We start from the raw sequence: 19,415 nt of genomic DNA on the forward strand, positions 1-19,415 counted from the left end.
GTCCGTCCCTGGGATGGGGCCCACACATATCATCCCGTGCTCAAACATTCTCGCTGCGCTGCGAAACTGCGCGCGGGACGATATGTGTGGGCCCCATCCCAGGGACTACGTTGTCGCTCTTCGTTTCGCCCGGGTGCCGTCGGGCCAGGGAGGGGCGTCTTCGCTGATAGGTGCTTTGTTGGGAGGGCTGCTTTTATGCGGCTCTTTCTTTGGTTTTGGGTATATTTGTTTTTGTTGAAATGTTATTGCGGATGGGCTGGTGACTTGGCTTTCCGCCGCTATTTGTAGCCGTCTCGGCTTTGGTTGAGGGGAGACGTTCTTTATGCGTATTGTGTTTATGGGTACGCCTGATTTTGCTGTGCCTTCGCTGGTTTCGCTTGTTGAGGCTGGTAACGAGATTGCGCTTGTTGTTACTCGTCCTGATGCTGTTCGTGGGCGTGGTAAAAAGTTGGAGCCGTCTCCTGTTAAGGCTAAGGCGCTTGAGCTGGGGTTGCCGGTCGTTGAAGCAAATCGTATGACGCCTGAGGTTGTTGAGACGCTCCAGGCTGCCCAGGCTGACATTTTCTGTGTGGCTGCCTATGGTTGCATTTTGCCTGATGAGGTGCTGCATATGGCGTCGCTTGGTATTGTGAATGTTCATGCTTCGCTGCTGCCTCGTTGGCGTGGTGCTGCTCCTATTCAGCGTGCCATTCTTGCTGGTGACGAGGTTGCTGGCGTTTCCATTATGCGCATTGGGCATGGCGTGGATACGGGCGCTTATTGTGCCCAGGCCTCTACGTCGGTTGCCGGTAAACATGCCGAGGCGCTCACGATGGAGCTTGGTGAGCTTGGCGGTAAGTTGCTTGCCGATACGCTTCCTTCGCTTGCCGATGGCTCGGCTGTTTGGACCGAGCAGGATGAGTCGTTCGTCACGCATGCTGCCAAGATTTCCAAGCAGGAGATGCGTCTGGATCCGAAGATGGCGGCGCTCGATTGCGTGCGTCATGTGCTTGCTTCGTCCGATACCGCGCCTGCCCGTTGCGTGATTGCCGGTAAGTCGGTTCGCGTGCTCGATGCCGCGCCGGCTGATGTCTCGCTTGGCGAGGGCGCTGTTGCCGTCAAGAGCAAGCGTGTTTACCTGGGCCTTTCCGATGGCGCGGTTGAACTGCTCGAGGTTAAGCCCGATGGTAAGCGTGCCATGGCCGCTTCTGCCTGGGCTGCCGGTCTGCAGGGTGCCGAACTTAGGTGGGGTGTACTGTCATGAGCAAGTTGTCTCCCGCGCGCAAGCTTGCGCTCGATGTGTTGATGGAGGCCGATCGCCGCGGTATGTACGCACGCGACGTGTTATCTTCCCGTGCTTCCGCCAAGGCTATTGACCAGCGCGATTCTGCTTTTGCCGCGCGTTTGGCGCTCGGTGTTGCCGCCACGCAGGGCATTTTGGATGAGTTGCTCGATCAGTTTTTGGATAAGCCCAAAAAGGTCGCGCCGCGCGTTCGCATGGCGCTTCGCATCTCGGCCTTCGAGATGCTCTACCTGCATACGCCGGGCCGCGTTGCCGTGAGCCAGGGTGTTGAGCTGGTGCGCAGCGGTGCTAAGTCTGCCGCGGGCCTGGCTAACGCGGTGCTGCACAAGGTTGCGGACAACGTTGAGGACTTTGCCACCGCATCCGACGTGGATGAGTCCGAGCGCCGTTTGGTTCGCCTTTCGCGTTTGATGGGTCTTCCTCGTTGGCTGTGCGCTCGTATTATGGCCTCGTTCGATACGCCCGAGGGCGCGCTCAACTTTGCCGGCAATCTGGCCCCCGCGCCGCTTGCACTGCACGAGAATGCGTTTGCGACCATGGCCGACCCGTATATCTCGCAGCTCGTTGCGCCTGTCTTCCCGGGCTGCCATGCTCCGGTCGATGCACAGGTCACGGTTGCTTCGGGCGTTTTTGAGCGCGCTGCCGCGGTTGCCTCGGACCTCAACGCTCAGCTTATCGCTACCGCGGCGACCCGTCCCGGTCGTTGCCTGGAGATTGGAGCCGGTCGCGGCACCAAGACCTATGTGATGATGTGCCAGGCCAAGCGTGCCGGGTATGAGCGTCAGCATACCGCGCTCGATCTGCACGATCGCAAGTGCGATCAGAATCTCGCGCGCCTGCATAAGGCGGGTATAACGGGTGTTCGTACGGTGTCGGGCGATGCCTGCGAGCTCAATGAGGTGCTCACGTCCTTTGACGCGATGCTTGGCGAGCCCGCCCTGTTCGACACGGTGTTTATCGATGCCCCGTGCACTGGCACTGGCACTATGCGCCGTCATCCCGAGATTCCGTGGCGTCTGACCGAGAAGGACGTTACGACTGAGCTGCCCAAGCTGCAGCTGACGATGCTCAAGGAAGCAGCCGCGCGCGTGGCTGCCGGCGGTGAGCTTATCTATGCGACGTGCTCGGTCTTCGACGAGGAGAACACACAGGTGGTGGACGCGTTCCTTGCTTCTCCCGAGGGTGCCGGCTTTAGCGTGGCGCCGCTTTCCGAAGCACAGATTCTGCAACTCCCCGAGTTCGATCAGGCCAAGAAGCTCGTATCAGTACGCCAAAACGATCGAGGCTTCTTCCAAAGCGTGCCGGTAAACGCCGATTCCTACGACGGTCACTTCTGCGCCAGACTGGTCCACAAGTAACTACTAAGTTGCGGTGAAATAGGGATTGAAAAACCTCTTCTACCCGCCAAACAGTCCTTATTTCACCGCAACTCAAAAGGAAACCTGGGTAGCTAAAGAGTCAGCCCTACGATCGGTGCCGGTCGCGGGGCTGCTTGGTTTCTAGTGGCTATGCGGGCAGTTGGCGCAGCAGCCGCTCGTGGCGTTGGTGCTGGAGCCGCCGCTTCGCTGGTCGGTGTTGTAGAAACCGCTGCCCTCAAATTTAATGCCGCTGGCCGAGAACGTCTTGGCCGCCGGGGCACCGCAGCTGGGGCACACGACCTCGGGAGTCTCGGACATGGGATGCTCAACCTCAAACACGTTGCCGCAGCTCGAGCACTTGTAATCGTAGCGCGCCATAATACTTCCTTTTCAGCACAAAGCGGGCAGATTACTCTGCCCGCAAAAATTCAAACGTCTGTAACTGTACCCTATATCGGGGGTTTTATCACGCTTCGCCCCAGAATCTATGGTTGTTGCGCAGGAGCTGTGCGGTTTTGTTCTCGGCGGCCGCAATGTCCGCCTCGTCAGCCTGCCAGGTCCAGTTGCCCGTGGCCACGCCCGGAACGTTCATGCGCGCGTCGTCGCCAAGCCCCAGGACATCCTGCAGCGGCATCATCACCAGGGGAGCGTCGCTTGCCAGCGCGTCGCTCATCAACTTTGCCGCCACCTCAACACCGCTCGGCTCGTCGCCGCCCGCGAAGGAGCGCGTAGACCAACCGGTGAGCGTCGACGTGTCGTGTGTCGAGGTGTACAGAATCTTGCCCGGCGTGGGATGCACGCCGCAGCGGACGTCGTAGTCGCTAAACTCCAGCACGTCCATACCGGGGAAGCCGCAGGTCGAAGCCATGGCGCGAACGCCGGGCGTCAGGTAGCCCAGGTCCTCGGCGATAAAGTTGAGCGGCCCCAGCTCGTCATAGGCAGTCTGGAACAGATCCTTGCCCGGACCTGCCAGCCAGCGCCCGTCGGCACAGGCCTTGCCTGCGGGAATGCTAAAGTAGCTGTGGAATCCCAGGAAGTGGTCCAGGCGCACGCGGTCGTAGAGCGAGAACGCGCGACGCAGGCGATCCATCCACCAGCGGTAGCCGTTCTCCTTCATGTGATCCCAACGGAAGGTGGGGTTGCCCCACACCTGGCCCTCGGGAGCAAAATTGTCGGGCGGCGCGCCAGAAATCTCAATCGCCTTGCCGGTATCGGACAGCCAGAAGTTCTCGGGTTCGCTCCACGCATCTGCCGAATCGTCCGAGACATACATGGGGATATCGCCGATGACCTCGATGCCCTTCTTGTGCGCATAGTTCATGAGCTCGCACCAAGCCAAGTCAAAGCGGTACTGCATGTACGCCTGAAGCTCGGCCTCGTTGTGGAAGCGCTTGTCGTCGATCAGATGCTCGTTGTAGCGCGCGACATCGGCCGGCCAATCATGGCGCGACTCGCCCTCAAAGTACTTCTTAACGGCCATGTAGACGCAGTATTTCTCGAGCCAATCGGCATTGCGATGTTTAAACGCGGTGTACAGCGGATCGGCATCCTCACCGCCACGGGCCTTCCAAGCCTCAAAGTCGGCTGCCAGATCCTCTTGGCTCTCGGGCAGCAGGTCAATATTGCCCGCAAAGGCCGAAGGCCCAGCGTAAGGGGAGCGGAAGAAGTCCGTCGGGTTGACAGGCAGAACCTGCCAGTAGCGCATGCCCATAGCGGCCAAATGGTCGATAAAGCGACGCGTGGGTGCTCCGATCGTGCCGGGCTTGCCGTCGTCGGTGGGCACTGAGGTGATATGGCACACGACGCCCGCGCCGTGATCGAGCGGCTCCTGCAGGCGCTGCTCGGCGTGGTGATAGATGATCGACGAGCCCAGCGGATACAGATCGAGCGTGACCGTACCGTTGTGGATCTCGCACTCGTGACCGCTAATCACGTCACTTGCACATTCGCCGAGCGCCGGAATCGTCACGCGGTGCGAATTGCGCAGACTGCGGTTGATGATAACCGTCGCGGACTCGCCATTCTTGCCCATGCGGTTGTAGGCCAGCACCTCGTCGTTGAGCGCGAAGGCCTTGATCTCGCCGTCGATCATAAATGGCAGTGCGCGGCGTACGGCGGAGGCGTTCTTGACAATAGCCAGCGTGTCGAAGTCGTGCAGCTGGTCCTTGGTCGGCAGGGTGCGGCGGTTGCCCGGATCGGTCAGGCCCTCCAGGCCGTATTCGTCGCCGTAGTAGATCGAAGGTACGCCGGGGAAGGTCATCTGCATGAGCGTGGCGAGCCAAAAACGGCTCTTGGCCAGGCCCATCGCGTTCTCGTCCAGACGCCATTTGCTGCGCTCGCACTCGGGCAGCTGCGACTCGTCGGGGCATCCGCCGAGCACCGGGATAATGCGCGGACGGTCGTGACTCGAAAGCAGATTGAGTGCGCATGACAGGGCCTCACGCGGATAGTTCTCGCGCAGGGTCTCGATATCCTCGGCAGCTTGGTAGGCGTTTTTGTAGCCCATCAAAAAGCCGATGACCATGTCGCGGAAGGGGTAATCCATGGCCGAGTCGAGCTCGGATCCCTGCAGATAGCGACGCAGATGGCCATAGCTTATCTTGTTGGAGGCGTCTTCCCAGACTTCGCCGAGTAATAGCGCGTCAGGCTTTTCGGCGAGCACGGCCTTTTTGATCTCGGCTAGGAAATCGTCGGAAAGCTCGTCGGCCACGTCTAGGCGCCAGCCATGAGCGCCGGCACGTAGCCATTTACGGATCACGCCGTCCTTGCCCAGGAGCCGCTCGCGTACCAGTTCGGAGCTCTCATTAATGGCGGGCATATTGCCCACGCCCCACCAGCAGTCGTACGAGCCGTCCTCGTGGAAATAAAACGCATCGCGCCACGGCGAATCCTCGCTCTGCCACGCGCCCACGCCGGGGTAGTTGCCGTAGCGGTTGAAGTAGATCGAATCGTCGCCCGTGTGGTTGAAGACGCCGTCCAGAATGATGGAAATGCCCAGCTTCTCGGCCGCCTTGCACAGCTCAGTAAAGTCCTGCTCGGTGCCCAGAATCGGATCGATCTTGGTGTAATCGGCGGTGTCGTAGCGGTGGTTACTCGCGGCTTCAAAAATGGGGTTGAGGTAGATGGCCGTAAAGCCCAGCTCGGCGATGCGGGGCAGGTCATTCTGGATGCCCTTGAGCGAGCCGCCGTAAAAGTCCCAGGTCTTGATGGATCCGTCTTCGGCGCGCTCGTACACAGGCGGCTCGTTCCAGTCCTCGACCATGCGGCGCTGAATGCCCTTACGCGGTTTTTCGACCTCGGCCAGCGTGCGCTCGCGCCAGTGCTCGTCGCGGGCATAGCGATCGGGGAAGATCTGGTAGACCATACCGCGCTCGTACCAGGTGGGACGGTTCTCACGGTGTTTGTAGACGGTGACCTGGAATGACGGCACCTCAGCGTAGTCGTAGGTTACGCCTTCGCCGCCGGTGCGGCCCTGTGGTGCGCCCAGACGAACCTCGGGCTGGCCCGCAATATTGCAGATAAAGCTGTACCAAATAAGACAGGGCTCGGTGCACTCAAGCTCTGCGGTAAATATGCCGTCGCCCTCGTGCGTCATGGGATATCGAGATTCACCGATCTCATCGACCCAGGTGCGCAGCGTAAGCGTTGCCTGCGCGGGATCGGCGTCCTCCAGAATCACGGAGAGCGAAAGGGTTGTTCCTGTGGTCACAGCGCCAAACGGAGTGCGAAACTGCGGCAGACGGCTGTTGTGTATCAATCTCATAGTACGGTCCAGTTCAATTGAATCATGGCCTGCGGGCCATGGGCTTTACGCACAGGATGTAAGTATATCTGTTGTACACAGGCTGTATAAACAACATCCGTTTACCATCGGCGAACGGTTGTCCTAGAAAATCGTTTTACCAACTACCTACAGAGAAGGGGCACCCAGTTGGAGCGCCCCTTGCATAGGGTTTGATGAGGTTTTGGATCGTCTATGGGCTAGCGGCGCTTGCGGGTGGCCGTTGCCTTGCGGACGGACGTCTTCTTGGTCGGAGCCTTTTCCTCGGCCGGAGTGGCGGGGGAGACCGGGGCCTCCTTGGTGGGCTCGGCCTTAGCCTCTGCCTTGGGAGCAGCAGCCTTGGTCGTGGCCTTTTTGGCTGTCGTTGTGGCGCGCTTGCGTGTGGTGGTCTTGGCGGCCGGCTTTGCCTCGGCAGCTGTCTCGGCCTTGGGCTCGACGTGCGTCTCCTCGACTTTGCCGGCCGGCTTCGCGGCTGCCTTCGGGGTCGTCTTCGCAGTGGTCTTCTTCGTAGCAGCCTTGGTCGTCGTCGACTTCGTAGCCATGGCCTTCTTGGCGGTCGTGGTCTTGGACGCAGCCGTCTTCTTGGCAGCGGTCTTGGCCGGAACCTTTGCCGCGGGCTTAGTCTCGGCGGCGGCCTCGTCCTTTACCTCGGGAGCAGCCTCGGCTTCGGCGGCCTTCTTAGCGGCGGCGGTCGTGCGCTTGCGCGTGGTCGTTGCCTTGGCAGCAGTCGTCTTTGCTGCGGTGGTCTTTGTTGCCGCCGCCTTGGTCGCTGTGACCTTCTTGGCCGTCGTCTTACGAGTCGTAGTCTTCTTAGCTGCGGGCTTTGCAGCGGGCTTGACCTCGGCCTCTGCCTTAGGAACAACCTCAGCCTTCACCTCAGGCTCGACCTTTGCGGGCTCAGCCTCAACCGGCTTCTTCTCAACCTTGGGCTCCTCTGCGGCCACCGGCTCAGCAACAGCCTCAGGCTCGTCGACAACCGACGCCGGCCTCTCAATCTCCGGATGCATAAAGAAGTACAGGTCCAGATACTTATCGGCCGAGCGCGTCCAGCTAAAGTCCTGGCTCATGGCCTGCGTGACCAGCTGGTTCCAGGCATCGCGGTTGTCCCAGAACAGGCGCGCCGCACGGAATACGGCATCGCCCATCTCGTCGCCGTTAAAGTTGCTAAACGAGAAGCCTGTGCCCTCGCCGGTAAACTCGTTGTACGGCTGCACGGTGTCCTTCAGGCCACCGGTCTCGCGCACGATGGGCAGCGTGCCGTAGCGCATGGCGATGATCTGCGACAGGCCGCAGGGCTCAAACTTCGAAGGCATCAGGAACATGTCGGCGGCAGCATACATGCGCTGCGACAGCGCCGGGTCAAACTCGATGCGCGCGGCCATGGTGCCGGGGTACTTGTCCTGGAAGTAGCGCAGGCCGTCCTCGTAGTCGCGGTCGCCGGTGCCCAGCACCGCCACCTGCACGCCGCCGCCCAGGATGCGGTCGAGCGCGTACATGACAAGATCCATGCCCTTCTGGCGCGTCAGACGCGTGACCATCACCATAAGCGGACGGTCGTCGCGAACCTCGAGCCCTAGCTCTTCCTGCAGCTTGGCCTTGCACACGGCCTTGCCGGAACGGTCCTCGACGGTGTAGTTGGCGGCAATGCGCTTGTCGGTCGCAGGGTCAAAGCCCGCGACGTCGATGCCATTCAAAATGCCCTGTAGTGCATAGGAGCGCTCGCGCAGCACGCCGTCCAGGCCCTCGCCAAATTCTGGCGTCTGGATCTCGTTGGCATAGGTGGGACTTACCGTGGTGATGGCGTCGGCATAGCGCAGCGCGCCCAGCATGTAGTTGACGCTGCAGGCGTCGCAACGCAGCTGCGAGGCGGCCGCGGGAATATGCGCCACACCCAGGATGTCCTCCATCACGGTGTCGCTAAACTGGCCCTGGAACGCCACGTTGTGGATTGAGAACACGGTCTTGACGCGGTCGTACAGCGGCAGGCCCTGGTAGAACTCGCGCAAAAACACGGGCGCCAGCGCCGTCTGCCAGTCGTTGCAGTGCAGGATGTCGCACTCAAAGCCGGCCGGCAGGTGCTGCAGGCTCTCGGTAATGGCCTTGGAGAAGAACGCAAAGCGCTCGCCGTCGTCAAAGAAGCCGTACGGATAGTCGCGCGCAAAGTAGCGCTCGTTGTCGATGAACATATAGGTGACGCCGTCGTGCTCGAGCTTCTCGAGACCGCAGTACTCGTTGCGCCAGCCCAGGCTCACATAAAAATCGGAGAAGTGCTCCATCTGCGCCTTGTACTCGTCCTTGATGGTGGCGTACTTGGGCACCATCACGATGACTTCGGCGCCGGCGCGCACGAGCGCCGCAGGCAGCGAGCCCGCCACGTCACCCAGGCCACCGGTCTTAACAAACGGTGCGCACTCGGCCGAGGCAAACACGATCTGCATCTTTTTGCTGGTTTCTGCCATATTGTCTCCCATGTTGCAATTCGAGAATAGCCGCCTGGCGCTAACCGGGCGGCTATTCTACATGTTACGAGCGATGTTGCGGTGCCAACGTTAACGTACGATGGTGGTGTCGGAAGTTAACGGAGCCTTGCCCAGCACCAGGATGTTCTCGGGCGTGCCGCGAAGCTCGGTGTTGGTGGGAACCACGTTGTTCTTATCCAGGATGGCATTCTCGACGCGTGCGCCGCTCTTGATGATGCAGCTCTGGTTGATGATCGAGTTGGTCACCGAGGCGCCTTCCTCGACCACAACGCCGCGCGACAGGATCGAGTTGCGCACGGTGCCCTTGATGATGCAGCCGGCCGAGATGATCGAGTTGCATGCGTGGCTGCCGGTCGCATAGCGCGAAGGCGGCACGTCGTGAGCCTTGGTCAGGATCGGACGCTCGGGATCGAAGAGCTGGTCGGCCACGGTCTGGTCGAGTAGGTCCATGCTGCGGCGATACAGCGACTTCTCGCTAAACACGCCCACGACTTCGCCCTTGTACTCGTAGCTGCACACGTCGATGTTGCCAAAGTCGCCCTGGAGTGCCTCGAGCAGGTCCAGATAGTCGGCGGCCTGGTAGTGGTCGATAATCTCGAGTAGCGTCTCGCGGTTGACGATGCAGCAGTCCATAGAGGCGTTGTCGCCGTACACGACGCCGGCGCTCACGCCCGTCAGACGGCCGTTCTCGTTAATTTCGAGTTTGGTCTCGTCATCGACGTTGTGCGTGGCCTTGCAGTACACCACGGTCATCTGGGCACCGGAGTTCTCGTGCGCCTCGATGATGGTGTTGAGGTCCATGTTAAAGATGATGTTGGTGCCCATCATCACGACATAGGGCTTGTCCGAGCGCTGGAACAGCGTCTTGTTGGAGATGATGTCGCGCAGCAAGAAACGCATGCCGCCCTTGGTGGTGCCATACGCGTTGCCGGGCACCATGAACAGGCCGCCCTTTTTGCGGTCCAGGCCCCAGTCCTTGCCCGAGCCCACGTGGTCGATCAGCGAGCGATAGTTGCCCGGCATGACGACGCCGACGGTCTTAATGCCGGCATTCATCATGTTGGACAGCGGGAAGTCGATCAGGCGGTAGCGGCCCAAAAACGGAACGGACGCGATGGGGCGGTCCTTGAGCAGCACGCTGCCGTAGGTCGAAGAATAGTTAGCGGTGATATAACCGATGGCCTTGCGATTGATCATCGGATCATTCCCCCTTCCCGATAACGACGTCATTTCCAACGACGGCCGTATCCTTGGTGGTATCGACAGAGCCGAGCTTCACGCCCTCTTCGACCGTGGAGTTCTCGCCCAAAATAGCGCGGCAGATGTGTGCGCCGCTCTTAACGTGCGCACCCGGCAGCAGCACGGAGTCCTCGACCACGGCGCGCTCCTCGATGATGACATCGGTCGAAAGGATCGAGTGGCGAGCGGTGCCGTAGATCTTGCAGCCGTTGGAGACCAGGCAGTCGTCCAGACGGCCGTCCGGGCCAATGTAGTGCGGCGGACGCGTGGTGATGTTGGACATGATGGGGAAGTGCTTATCGAACAGATCAAACTCGGGGTTGTTGCCCAGCAGGTCCATCGAGGTCTCGTGGAAGCTGGCGATGGTGCCGACGTCCTTCCAAAAGCCGTGGAACTCGTAGCTGTACAGGCGCTTGCCCTCGCCGAGCAGTTTGGGGATGATGTCCTTGCCAAAGTCGTGGCTCGAGCGCTGGTCCAGAGCGTCCTCCTCGAGCGCCTCGATCAGCACGTCGGCCGAGAAGATGTAGATGCCCATGGACGCGAGATTCGAATCGGGCTTATCGGGCTTCTCGGTGAACTTGGTGATGCGGCCGTCCTCGGGGTCGGTGGTCAAGATACCAAAGCGGCTGGCTTCCTCCCACGGCACGGGCATAACGCTCACCGTGAGGTCGGCGTTGTTCTCAATGTGCGTCTTGAGCATCTTGCGGTAGTCCATGCGATACAGGTGATCGCCCGAAAGAATCAGGACGTACTTGGGGTCGTTGGCCTTGATGTAGTCGAGGTTCTGCGTAATGGCGTCGGCCGTGCCTGCATACCAGGCACCGCCGGTCTGCGTCTCGTACGGCGGCAGGATCGACACGCCGCCGTCGCGGCTGTCCAGATCCCATGCCTCGCCGGAGCCCACATAGGCATGCAGCAGGTAGGGACGATACTGCGTCAGAACGCCCACCGTGTCGATGCCCGAGTTGGAGCAGTTGGAGAGCGAAAAGTCGATAATGCGGAACTTGCCACCAAAGCTAACCGCCGGCTTAGCGATCTTTTGGGTGAGTGCCCCCAATCGGCTGCCCTGTCCTCCTGCGAGGAGCATCGCGATGCATTCTTTCTTACTCATCGATTTCTCCTTCTGTCATCGATGTTCTTAAACCCATTAGCGACGGGCGCAGCGCAACGTTGCGCCCGTCGAATAATGCCGTGCTGGCAAAGGGAGCTCGCGCGCTTTAAGCGTGCCAGATCTCGTCGCGGTACTCGCGAATGGTGCGGTCGCTCGAGAACCAGCCGCTCGAGGCGGTGTTGAGCAGGGCCTTGCGGTTCCAGGTCTCCTGGTCGCCGTAGCTGCCGGTGAGCTTTTCCCATGCATCAACGTAGCACCGGAAATCGGCCATGACCAGGTCGGGGTCGTTGTTGTTCATGAGCTCGTTGTAGATGCTCTCGAAGTTGCCCGAAAGACCGGCAAAGGTGTTGTCCTTGAGCTCGTCCATCACGCGGCCCAGACGGTCCCGATCGTTGTTGAGGGTATCCCACGCAAAGTAGCTGTTGGATGCCCAGAGCTGCTCGACCTCGGGGGCGGTCAGGCCAAAGATGGCCTCGTTCTCGCGACCGGCCAGGTCGGCGATCTCGATGTTGGCGCCGTCGAGGGTGCCCAGCGTAATGGCGCCGTTCATCATGAGCTTCATGTTGGACGTGCCCGAGGCCTCCTTGCCGGCCGTGGAGATCTGCTCCGAGATCTCGGCGGCGGGGTAGATGAGCTGGGCGTTGCTCACACGGAAGTTGGGGATAAAGCAGACCTTCATGACCTCGTTGACGCGGGCGTCGTTATTGATGACGTCGGCCACTGAGTTAATGAGGCGGATGGTCTCCTTGGCAAAGGTGTAGCTCGAGGCGGCCTTGCCGCTAAAGATAAAGGTCGTCGGCGTCACGTGGAAGTTGGGATCGGCGATGCGACGGTTGTATATGTCCATCACCTTCATGATGTTCATGAGCTGGCGCTTGTAGGCATGGAAGCGCTTTACCTGGACATCGAAGACGGTATTGGGGTCAATGACCAGACCGGTCTCGGCCTTGACGTAGGCGGCCAGGCGCTCCTTGTTGGCGCGCTTGGAGGCACCCACGGCCTTAAGGAACTCGGTGTCGTTCTGGAAACCTTTAAGCTTCTCCAGCTCAAAGGCGTCCTTGAGCCAGCCGTCGCCAATGGCCTCGGTCACGAGCTTGGCGTAGGTGGGGTTGGCCTCGGCAAAGAAGCGACGGTGCGAGATGCCGTTGGTCTTGTTGTTAAACTTCTCGGGCGTAAGGGCATAGAAGTCCTTGAGCACGATGTTCTTGATGATGTCGGAGTGGATCTTGGCCACGCCGTTGACGCTGTGGCTGCAGATCACGGACAGGTTGGCCATGCGGATCTCGCCGTCCCACAGGATGGCGGTCTGGCGCAGACGCTCCTGCCAGCCCTCCTGCGTGGTGTCGAACGACTCGTGCCAACGACGGCTGATCTCGTCGATGATCTGGTACACGCGGGGGAGGAGCTTGGAGAACGTGCCGATGGGCCACTTCTCCAGAGCCTCGGGCAGAATGGTGTGGTTGGTGTAGCTCACAACCTGCGTCACGATGTTCCAGGCGTCGTCCCACTCAAGCTTCTTCTCGTCGATGAGGATACGCATGAGCTCGGGGCCGCACATAGCGGGGTGCGTGTCGTTGGTGTGGATGGCCACAAACTGCGGCAGCAGCTCCCAGTTCTCGCCGTGCTCCTTCTCAAAGGTGTCGAGCAGGCTGTAGATGCCGGCCGATACAAACAGGTACTCCTGCTTCAGGCGCAGCAGACGGCCGTGCTCGCCGGCGTCGTTGGGGTAGAGGATGGCGCTGATGGCCTCGGCCTCGGCGCGCTCGGCGTCGGCCAGGGCGTAGTCGCCGCGGTTAAAGGCCTCAAGGTCAAAGTGCTCCTCGACCGGCTCGGCTGCCCAGACGCGCAGCTTGTTAACGGTCTCGCCGGCATAGCCCACGACGGGGATGTCGTAGGGGACAGCCAGGATGTCCTGCGTGTCTACCGTGCGGTAGAACGTGCGGCCGTTCTCCTCAAAGCCCTCAACATGGCCACCAAACTTAATGGTCACGGCCTTGTCCTGACGGCGGACCTCCCAGGGATAGCCGTGGGTGAGCCACTCGTCGGTGGCCTCGACCTGGCTGCCGTTGACGATCTCCTGCTTAAACAGGCCGTAGCGATAGCGCATGCCGTTGCCGTAGCCGGCGATGCCCTCGGCTGCCATGGAATCCAGGAAGCATGCGGCAAGACGGCCCAGGCCACCGTTGCCCAGAGCCGGATCGGGCTCCTGGTTCTCGATGACGGAAAGGTCAAAGCCCATGTCGTCGAGTGCCTCGGCGACCATATCGCGCACGCCAAAGTTGAGCAGGTAGTTGTCGAGCAGGCGGCCGATCAAAAACTCGATCGAGAAGTAGTACACGCGTTTTTTGCCCTCGGCGGTGGCGCGGGCGTCGCTCTTGGTGGCAACGGTGCGGGCCTTCTCGGCCACGAGCTTGGCCAGGGCATTAAAGCGGTCGAGGTCGCTGGCGGCCTCGACGCTCTTGCCGCTGATGCTCATGACGGCATCGCGATAGAGCTCGGTAAACTCCTGCTTGTTGTCGAAGATCTTATTCATACGCTCCTTTCCCCCGGGGATTTTTCTCCCGGAACGGTTATGACATGTATCCTACGCCCCGTCGGGGCGGGTAATTAAAGTAGTAACGCCTTTGTTACGCATCCTTGGCAGACGACTTAACAGAAGCAGACTTAGCCTTGGGAGCAGCCTTTTTGGTGGCTACCTTCTTGGCCGTGGTGGACTTGGCCGAAGCCTTGGAAACGGGCTTGGCAGCCTTCGCCTTAGCCGGAGTCTTCTTGGCAGCCGCGGCCTTGGGCTTCACCGAGGACGCACGCTTGCGCGTTGCCTTCTTGGGAGCCTCGACCACGGGCGGTTTATAGCTACTGGGACCGCGGCGCTTAAGCACCACGCCTGCCAAGCCGGGAACCTTGATCTCGATGGAGTCCATCTGCCCGTTCCAGGGATAGGGCTCGCTCGAGCAGGTGTAAGGCTCTTCGCCGGCATAGCCGCTGCCGCCAAACTCGGGACGGTCGGAATCAAAGATGACCTCCCAGTCACCCTCGCGCGGCACGCCCACGCGGAAGCTCTCGTAGCTCGCCGGGTCAAAGTTAATCAGAATCACCAGATCGTCGTCGACGTCCTCGCCCTGACGCACAAAGCTCACGATGGACTGCTTGGAGTTGTCCGCGTCGATCCAGGTAAAGCCGTCGTCAGTGTAGCCGCGCTCGTACAGGGCGGGCTCGGCGGTGTACAGGTGGTTGAGCGCCTTGATAAACGCCTGATGATGACGGTGAGTCTCGTACTCCTCGGTCAGGAACCACTGAATGGACTCGTAGTAGCGCCACTCAATAAACTGGCCGATCTCGTTGCCCATAAAGTTGAGCTTGGCACCGGGGTGCGTCATCTGGTAGAAAGCCAGCGTGCGCAGGCCGGCAAACTGGCGCCACCAGTCGCCCGGCATACGGCCGATCAGCGAGCACTTGCCGTGCACGACCTCGTCGTGGCTCAGCGGGCAAATAAAGTTCTCGGTAAAGGCATACATGATGGAGAACGTGAGCAGCCCGTGGTTGCCAGGGCGCCACGGAAAATCGGTCTGCATGTAGTGCAGGGTGTCGTTCATCCAGCCCATGTCCCACTTGTAGTGGAAGCCCAGGCCGCCGTCCTGCGGCGGATAGGTCACGAGCGGCCACGCAGTGGACTCCTCGGCCATCATCATCACGTCGGGGTAGTGAGCCTCAACAGCGCAGTTGACCTGACGGATAAACGCGCTGGCGTCCAGGTCCTCCTCGGTACCGTACTTGTTGAACTTCTTTTGCCCCGGATCGTCGATGCCAAAGTTGAGGTACAGCATGCTGGACACTCCGTCCATACGAATGCCGTCCACATGGAAGTTCTCGAGCCAGTACAGCACGTTGGAGACCAGGAAGGACCTGACCTCGCCACGGGCAAAGTCGAACTTGTGCGTGCCCCAGTTGGGGTGGATCTCGTGCTCAAATAGCATGTGGCCGTTAAAGGTGGCAAGGCCGTGGGCGTCGGCGCAAAAACCACCGGGCACCCAGTCCATGATCACGCCGATGCCCGCCTCGTGGCACGCATCGATAAAGTGCATGAGCTGCTGCGGGTTGCCGTAGCGCGACGTGGCGGCATAGTAGCCGGTCGTCTGGTAGCCCCAGGATCCGTCGAAGGGATGCTCCATAAGCGGCATGACTTCGATATGCGTATAGCCCATGTCGCGCACGTAGTCCACGAGCTCCACCGACAGGTCGTCGTAGGTGTAGAACTCGCCGCGCTGTGCGGGAAAGGGATCCATGGGGCCGGGGTAGTTGCCGTACTCATCGGGCTCGCCCTGCGGCGCGTCGCCGTGGCGCTTCCACGAGCCAATATGCACCTCGTAGATGTTAAGCGGCTGCGACATGTGGTTGTGGTCGGCGCGGCGCTTGAGCCACGCGGCGTCGTTCCACTTGTAGCCATCGAGGGTCCACAGCACGCTCGCGGTACCCGGGGGGCACTCGGCCTTAAAGGCATACGGATCGGCCTTGTAGAGCTTCTCGCCCTCGTTGGTCTCGATGAGGTATTTATAGAGCTGGCCCTGCTCGGCGCCAGGAATAAAGCCCTCCCAGATAGCGCTCGTATGCACGGGCACCAGCGGGTTGGCTTGCTCATCCCAATTGTTGAATTCACCGATAACGTGGACACTCTTAACGTCGGGCGCCCAAACGCAAAAGCGCCAGCCACGCGTGCGCTGCTGCGTGTCGGGATGCGCGCCCATCTTTTCCCAGCTGCGCTCCCACATTCCAATGCCAAACAGGTAGACATCGTCCTTGGAGAGCTCCGGTGCGTGCGGAGCCGGTTTGCGGGTTGCGGGCTTTTTAGCCGTTGGCTTTAGCTTTGTATCGCTCACGTTTGATCCCATCATGACGCGGCAGCGTGTTGCCTTGGTGACTAGATGCGAAAGGTCCAAGGCTGCACGAATCGAAGGGACGGCGAAGTTTCTGTGATTCGTTCCACCTCGCGTGCTCGGTGGAACTTTCGGCAGAAACAACGATAACACCTGTGCGTTAGTTTTATGGACGAAAGCGGATTTGCGGGGGCGTTTAATCGGTAAGCGACATGTTTATACCACTGGCAGAATTGCCGTGGTAAAACTCTTGACAGTTTTACCAATTTGGGGTTCAAAATTGTCTGGCTGACGTTTGGTAAAACGTTTTTAGCAGGATGTTTACCATTTGATATCGAAAGGTTCGTTTATGCCCCATACCGCCACTCCCAAGGTTGCTTTTATTTTCGATTGCGACGGCACGCTGGTTAATAGCACCCCCGTTTGGGCTTATGCTCAGCCCGAGCTATTGCACCGCCACGGGATTGACGTGACCGTGGATGACTTTGCCCAATTTGAGCACCTGTCACTGGAGGACGAGTGCCAGGCCTACCACGATACGTGGGGCATTGGCGCGAATGGCGAGGAGTTGTATCGCGAACTGAGCGACATCCTGATCGATGGCTACTCCAAGGTGCCGCCGCGCGAGGGGCTCCTGGCGTTTTTGGAGCAGGCTAAGGCGGCAGGCATTGCAATGTGCGTTGCCACGTCCACGCCGGCCGAGCTGGTTAAGTCTGCGCTCGCGGGCGCCGGGCTCGACGTGTACATGGAGTTTGTTACCACGACGGGCGAGGCAGGACGCTCCAAGCAGTTCCCCGACGTATACGAGCTGGCGCTGCGACGCCTGGAAGAGCGCCATGGGCACAAGCTTGAGCGCGCGTGGGTGTTTGAGGACGCCGTCTTTGGCCTTAAGAGCTCTGGTGTCGCTGGCTTTAAGCGTGTGGGTATTTATGATTCGCACGGCCGCATGAGGCGCGATGACGTACGCGCCAACTGCGATATCTTTATCGACAGCTACGAGGAGCTGGATCTGGCCCGCGTTCTTTCGTTTGAGGGATAGGCGAGGGCTGTGGCTTGCAAGGTATTAGTTGTCTGCGGCTCGCCCGTGGTGGCGAGCGTGGATCTGTTGCGTAGGCTAGCAGGGGAGTGCGACCACGTTGTCGCCGTGGACCGCGGACTCGATGCACTGCTGGGCGCGGAACTGGGCTGCGACGTGTATGTGGGAGATGCCGACACGGTGAGTGACGCGGGTCGCGCTCTGGTCGATGCCGCCACCGACTTTGAAGTTGAGCGCCACGACCCGTACAAGGACTACACCGATTTAGCACTGGCGCTCGATTCCATCCGCCGTCGCTGGCAGGGTGCCGAAGTAGTTACGACCTGCGCCACCGGCGGCCGCCCGGATATGGCCTTGTCTGTACTGGGCCTGCTCGCGGGCTACGAAGATGCCCCCGTCTGGATCGCCGAGGATAAGGTTGTCGCCCGCATCCTGCACGCAGGCGAATCGTGGATCATCGAAGGCGCCGAAGGCAAGACGTTCTCCATCATCGCACTTGCTCCTGGGACGGTGGCAAGCGAACATGGCTTGGAGTGGGAACTAAATCACAGCCCCCTGGGCTTGTTGGCCGACACGGGCATCAGCAACGTCGTCAGGTCAACCGCAACGATCCAAGTCCACGCCGGTACTGCAATAGCGTATTTGCTGCATCAGGGTTTTATCGGGACGGCGGATAAAAATAACCGCTCGTAGAGTGATTATTTTTTGCCCCGTCCCAGGAAAACCTGTAAGTGCGAGGATCAATTGCAAAAAACTTCTTGCACAACTAAGAATCTTCCCCTATAGTATCTCCTCGTCACGGGGGCGTAGCTCAGCTGGGAGAGCGCTTGACTGGCAGTCAAGAGGTCAGGGGTTCGATCCCCCTCGTCTCCACCATCGTGAATGCAAGGTCACTCTATTGGGTGGCCTTTTTTATTTACATACGATATTTAGTGGCCTGAACTGCATTTTTGCAAATGGCCCGTCATGTCATTGCGGGTGAAGCTACCGCGCGGCATAAACTCGTAGGGCACGCCAAGCGCGTCGCCCACGGCCATGCCGTAAACGCAATCCCTCACCGTCCGCGGTAAACCCATGGCACACACCTAATTCCGGTTCATGCCGAACTTGCGCGATCCCAATACGTCCTTCCAATGGCTCTCGCGCTCGCACACTTCGGCAGCGGTCATCTTTGTGTCGCATACCTCAAGGATGGAGTAGGTAAAGTTCTCGATGATGTACCCAGCCCCGTGCTCAGCCATGATGGCCTTGAATGCCTTGTTGCCGCCCGTAGGGTCCTCGGGGTTGGCATAGGCGCTCCAACGCTGCCAGATACCCAGGTCCGCGCCTGCGTCCTTCTTGCTGTCGCCCGATGCCGAGCCCACGTAGAGCTTTCCCGTCGCGGTGTCGGTGATGCAGTAGACGCCCTTCACGTTGTCCAACGCCCAGTACCAGTCGGAGCCCACGCTAGCGATGATGGCCTGCAGTGTCTTGTGGTCGATGCGAACGTACTTGTAGCCGGGGAAGGGGCTCACGTTGCCCAGGCTCATCGAGTACTCGTATACAACGGGTTCAAAGTCTCGCATCGTGTTCTCGTAGAACTTGTTGTAGATATCGCGTCCGATCGGCTTCTTCAGCTTAATGATAAGACGCTTGATGTAGGCCTCGTAGTCAGGAAGAAGCGTCAGCTTGTAGCCCACGCCGCCCAGCACCTCGGGCACCACCTTCTCCACTTTGTGCATGCCGCCGAAGATGAAGTACTCTGGCCCGTAGGTGTAGTACTGGGCGAACGAGAGCAGGTACTCTGCATGGTTGAGGTTGTTGTTCGCCTGCCCCGTCGCGCTCCTCCACGCGTTCATTTCGTACCATCGCGAGCCGCTATCGGTCCTCTCGGTGGTCGAGGTATCTTTTAGCAGCAGGTCGTACGCGCGTAGGCTCACGTCGCCAGCGTTCATGTTGAACTTAACCTTGGTCTTCTCGGGGTGTACCACCGGCATCAAGTCCCTGAGTGTTATCACGGGATTTCCCATGCTTATTCCGCCTTTTCGATTCGAAAGCTTGTAGATCGAATCATATCACTCGCTTTCCAGGCGAATATTAGCGCTCAGCTAACCATCCTGTTCCTGATGCTTTCCTCTCGATCGGGGATGCCCATTGGTGGGCGCACCGAAGGAGGACGCCTACGCCGTCGCGGCCGCAGAGCGCCGACCCCGCCGAGCTGGAGCGCGTTAACGCCGACGGTACCGTGGGTATCCCGGAGCTCGTCCTGGGAACCACC

General features: G+C 60.0%; 13 protein-coding genes and 1 tRNA gene. 5 read left to right on the forward strand and 9 right to left on the reverse strand.

The features are described 5' to 3' along the window. Nucleotides 1-322: 322 nt before the first annotated feature. Both fmt and PMX21_RS04605 read left to right on the forward strand, forming a co-directional pair. A complete protein-coding gene (gene fmt / locus PMX21_RS04600) occupies nucleotides 323-1,243 on the forward strand; it encodes a methionyl-tRNA formyltransferase (protein WP_271758357.1) in 921 nt (306 codons plus the stop codon). Continuing rightward, complete coding sequence (locus tag PMX21_RS04605; RefSeq protein ID WP_271758359.1) at nucleotides 1,240-2,640, forward strand: RsmB/NOP family class I SAM-dependent RNA methyltransferase; 1,401 nt, start codon at nucleotides 1,240-1,242, stop codon at nucleotides 2,638-2,640. The genes fmt and PMX21_RS04605 overlap by 4 nt, the downstream gene beginning before the upstream one ends. Nucleotides 2,641-2,781: 141 nt before the next feature. Here PMX21_RS04605 and PMX21_RS04610 read toward each other — a convergent pair whose 3' ends face one another. The 7 genes from PMX21_RS04610 to glgB form a co-directional block, all read right to left on the reverse strand. Continuing rightward, the gene (locus tag PMX21_RS04610) at nucleotides 2,782-3,018 is read right to left on the reverse strand and encodes an FmdB family zinc ribbon protein (RefSeq protein ID WP_006233925.1); all 237 of its coding nucleotides are present in this window, start codon (nucleotides 3,016-3,018) and stop codon (nucleotides 2,782-2,784) included. Between the two features lie 88 nt (nucleotides 3,019-3,106). Beyond that, nucleotides 3,107-6,403: a 4-alpha-glucanotransferase gene (locus tag PMX21_RS04615; RefSeq protein ID WP_271758361.1), complete on the reverse strand. Its 3,297-nt coding sequence runs from the start codon at nucleotides 6,401-6,403 to the stop codon at nucleotides 3,107-3,109. Nucleotides 6,404-6,621: 218 nt separating this feature from the next. After that, nucleotides 6,622-8,880 carry a glycogen synthase GlgA gene (gene glgA / locus PMX21_RS04620; protein ID WP_271758363.1) on the reverse strand — a complete coding sequence of 753 codons (2,259 nt, stop codon included), beginning with the start codon at nucleotides 8,878-8,880 and terminating at the stop codon, nucleotides 6,622-6,624. A 90-nt stretch (nucleotides 8,881-8,970) separates the two neighbouring features. Beyond that, complete coding sequence (gene glgD / locus PMX21_RS04625) at nucleotides 8,971-10,098, reverse strand: glucose-1-phosphate adenylyltransferase subunit GlgD (RefSeq protein ID WP_161160223.1); 1,128 nt, start codon at nucleotides 10,096-10,098, stop codon at nucleotides 8,971-8,973. Nucleotides 10,099-10,102: 4 nt separating this feature from the next. Beyond that, nucleotides 10,103-11,251: a glucose-1-phosphate adenylyltransferase gene (locus tag PMX21_RS04630; protein WP_006233920.1), complete on the reverse strand. Its 1,149-nt coding sequence runs from the start codon at nucleotides 11,249-11,251 to the stop codon at nucleotides 10,103-10,105. 106 nt (nucleotides 11,252-11,357) lie between these two features. Further along, a complete protein-coding gene (locus PMX21_RS04635; protein WP_271758365.1) occupies nucleotides 11,358-13,784 on the reverse strand; it encodes a glycogen/starch/alpha-glucan phosphorylase in 2,427 nt (808 codons plus the stop codon). Between the two features lie 94 nt (nucleotides 13,785-13,878). Next, nucleotides 13,879-16,140: a 1,4-alpha-glucan branching protein GlgB gene (glgB, locus tag PMX21_RS04640; RefSeq protein WP_271758374.1), complete on the reverse strand. Its 2,262-nt coding sequence runs from the start codon at nucleotides 16,138-16,140 to the stop codon at nucleotides 13,879-13,881. 331 nt (nucleotides 16,141-16,471) lie between these two features. Between glgB and PMX21_RS04645 the strand changes: the two genes are divergently transcribed. The 3 genes from PMX21_RS04645 (at nucleotide 16,472) to PMX21_RS04655 (ending at nucleotide 18,034) form a co-directional block, all read left to right on the forward strand. Continuing rightward, on the forward strand, nucleotides 16,472-17,161 hold the full coding sequence (locus tag PMX21_RS04645; protein ID WP_271758367.1) for an HAD family hydrolase: 690 nt from the start codon (nucleotides 16,472-16,474) through the stop codon (nucleotides 17,159-17,161). A 9-nt stretch (nucleotides 17,162-17,170) separates the two neighbouring features. Continuing rightward, entirely contained in the window at nucleotides 17,171-17,851 is a 681-nt protein-coding gene (locus tag PMX21_RS04650) for a thiamine diphosphokinase (protein ID WP_271758369.1), read from the forward strand. Nucleotides 17,852-17,958: 107 nt separating this feature from the next. Continuing rightward, a tRNA-Ala gene (locus tag PMX21_RS04655) sits at nucleotides 17,959-18,034 on the forward strand. Nucleotides 18,035-18,087: 53 nt separating this feature from the next. On the opposite strand, the gene PMX21_RS04660 is transcribed toward PMX21_RS04655, so the two are convergent. Next, entirely contained in the window at nucleotides 18,088-18,234 is a 147-nt protein-coding gene (locus PMX21_RS04660) for an ADP-ribosylglycohydrolase family protein (RefSeq protein ID WP_271758371.1), read from the reverse strand. A 9-nt stretch (nucleotides 18,235-18,243) separates the two neighbouring features. Then, nucleotides 18,244-19,167 (reverse strand): GIY-YIG nuclease family protein, encoded by a 924-nt coding sequence (locus tag PMX21_RS04665; protein ID WP_271758372.1) that lies wholly within the window; start codon nucleotides 19,165-19,167, stop codon nucleotides 18,244-18,246. Between the last annotated feature and the right edge of the window lie 248 nt (nucleotides 19,168-19,415).

The organism is Collinsella aerofaciens (assembly GCF_028209885.1).
Classification (GTDB): Bacteria; Actinomycetota; Coriobacteriia; order Coriobacteriales; family Coriobacteriaceae; genus Collinsella; species Collinsella aerofaciens_BA.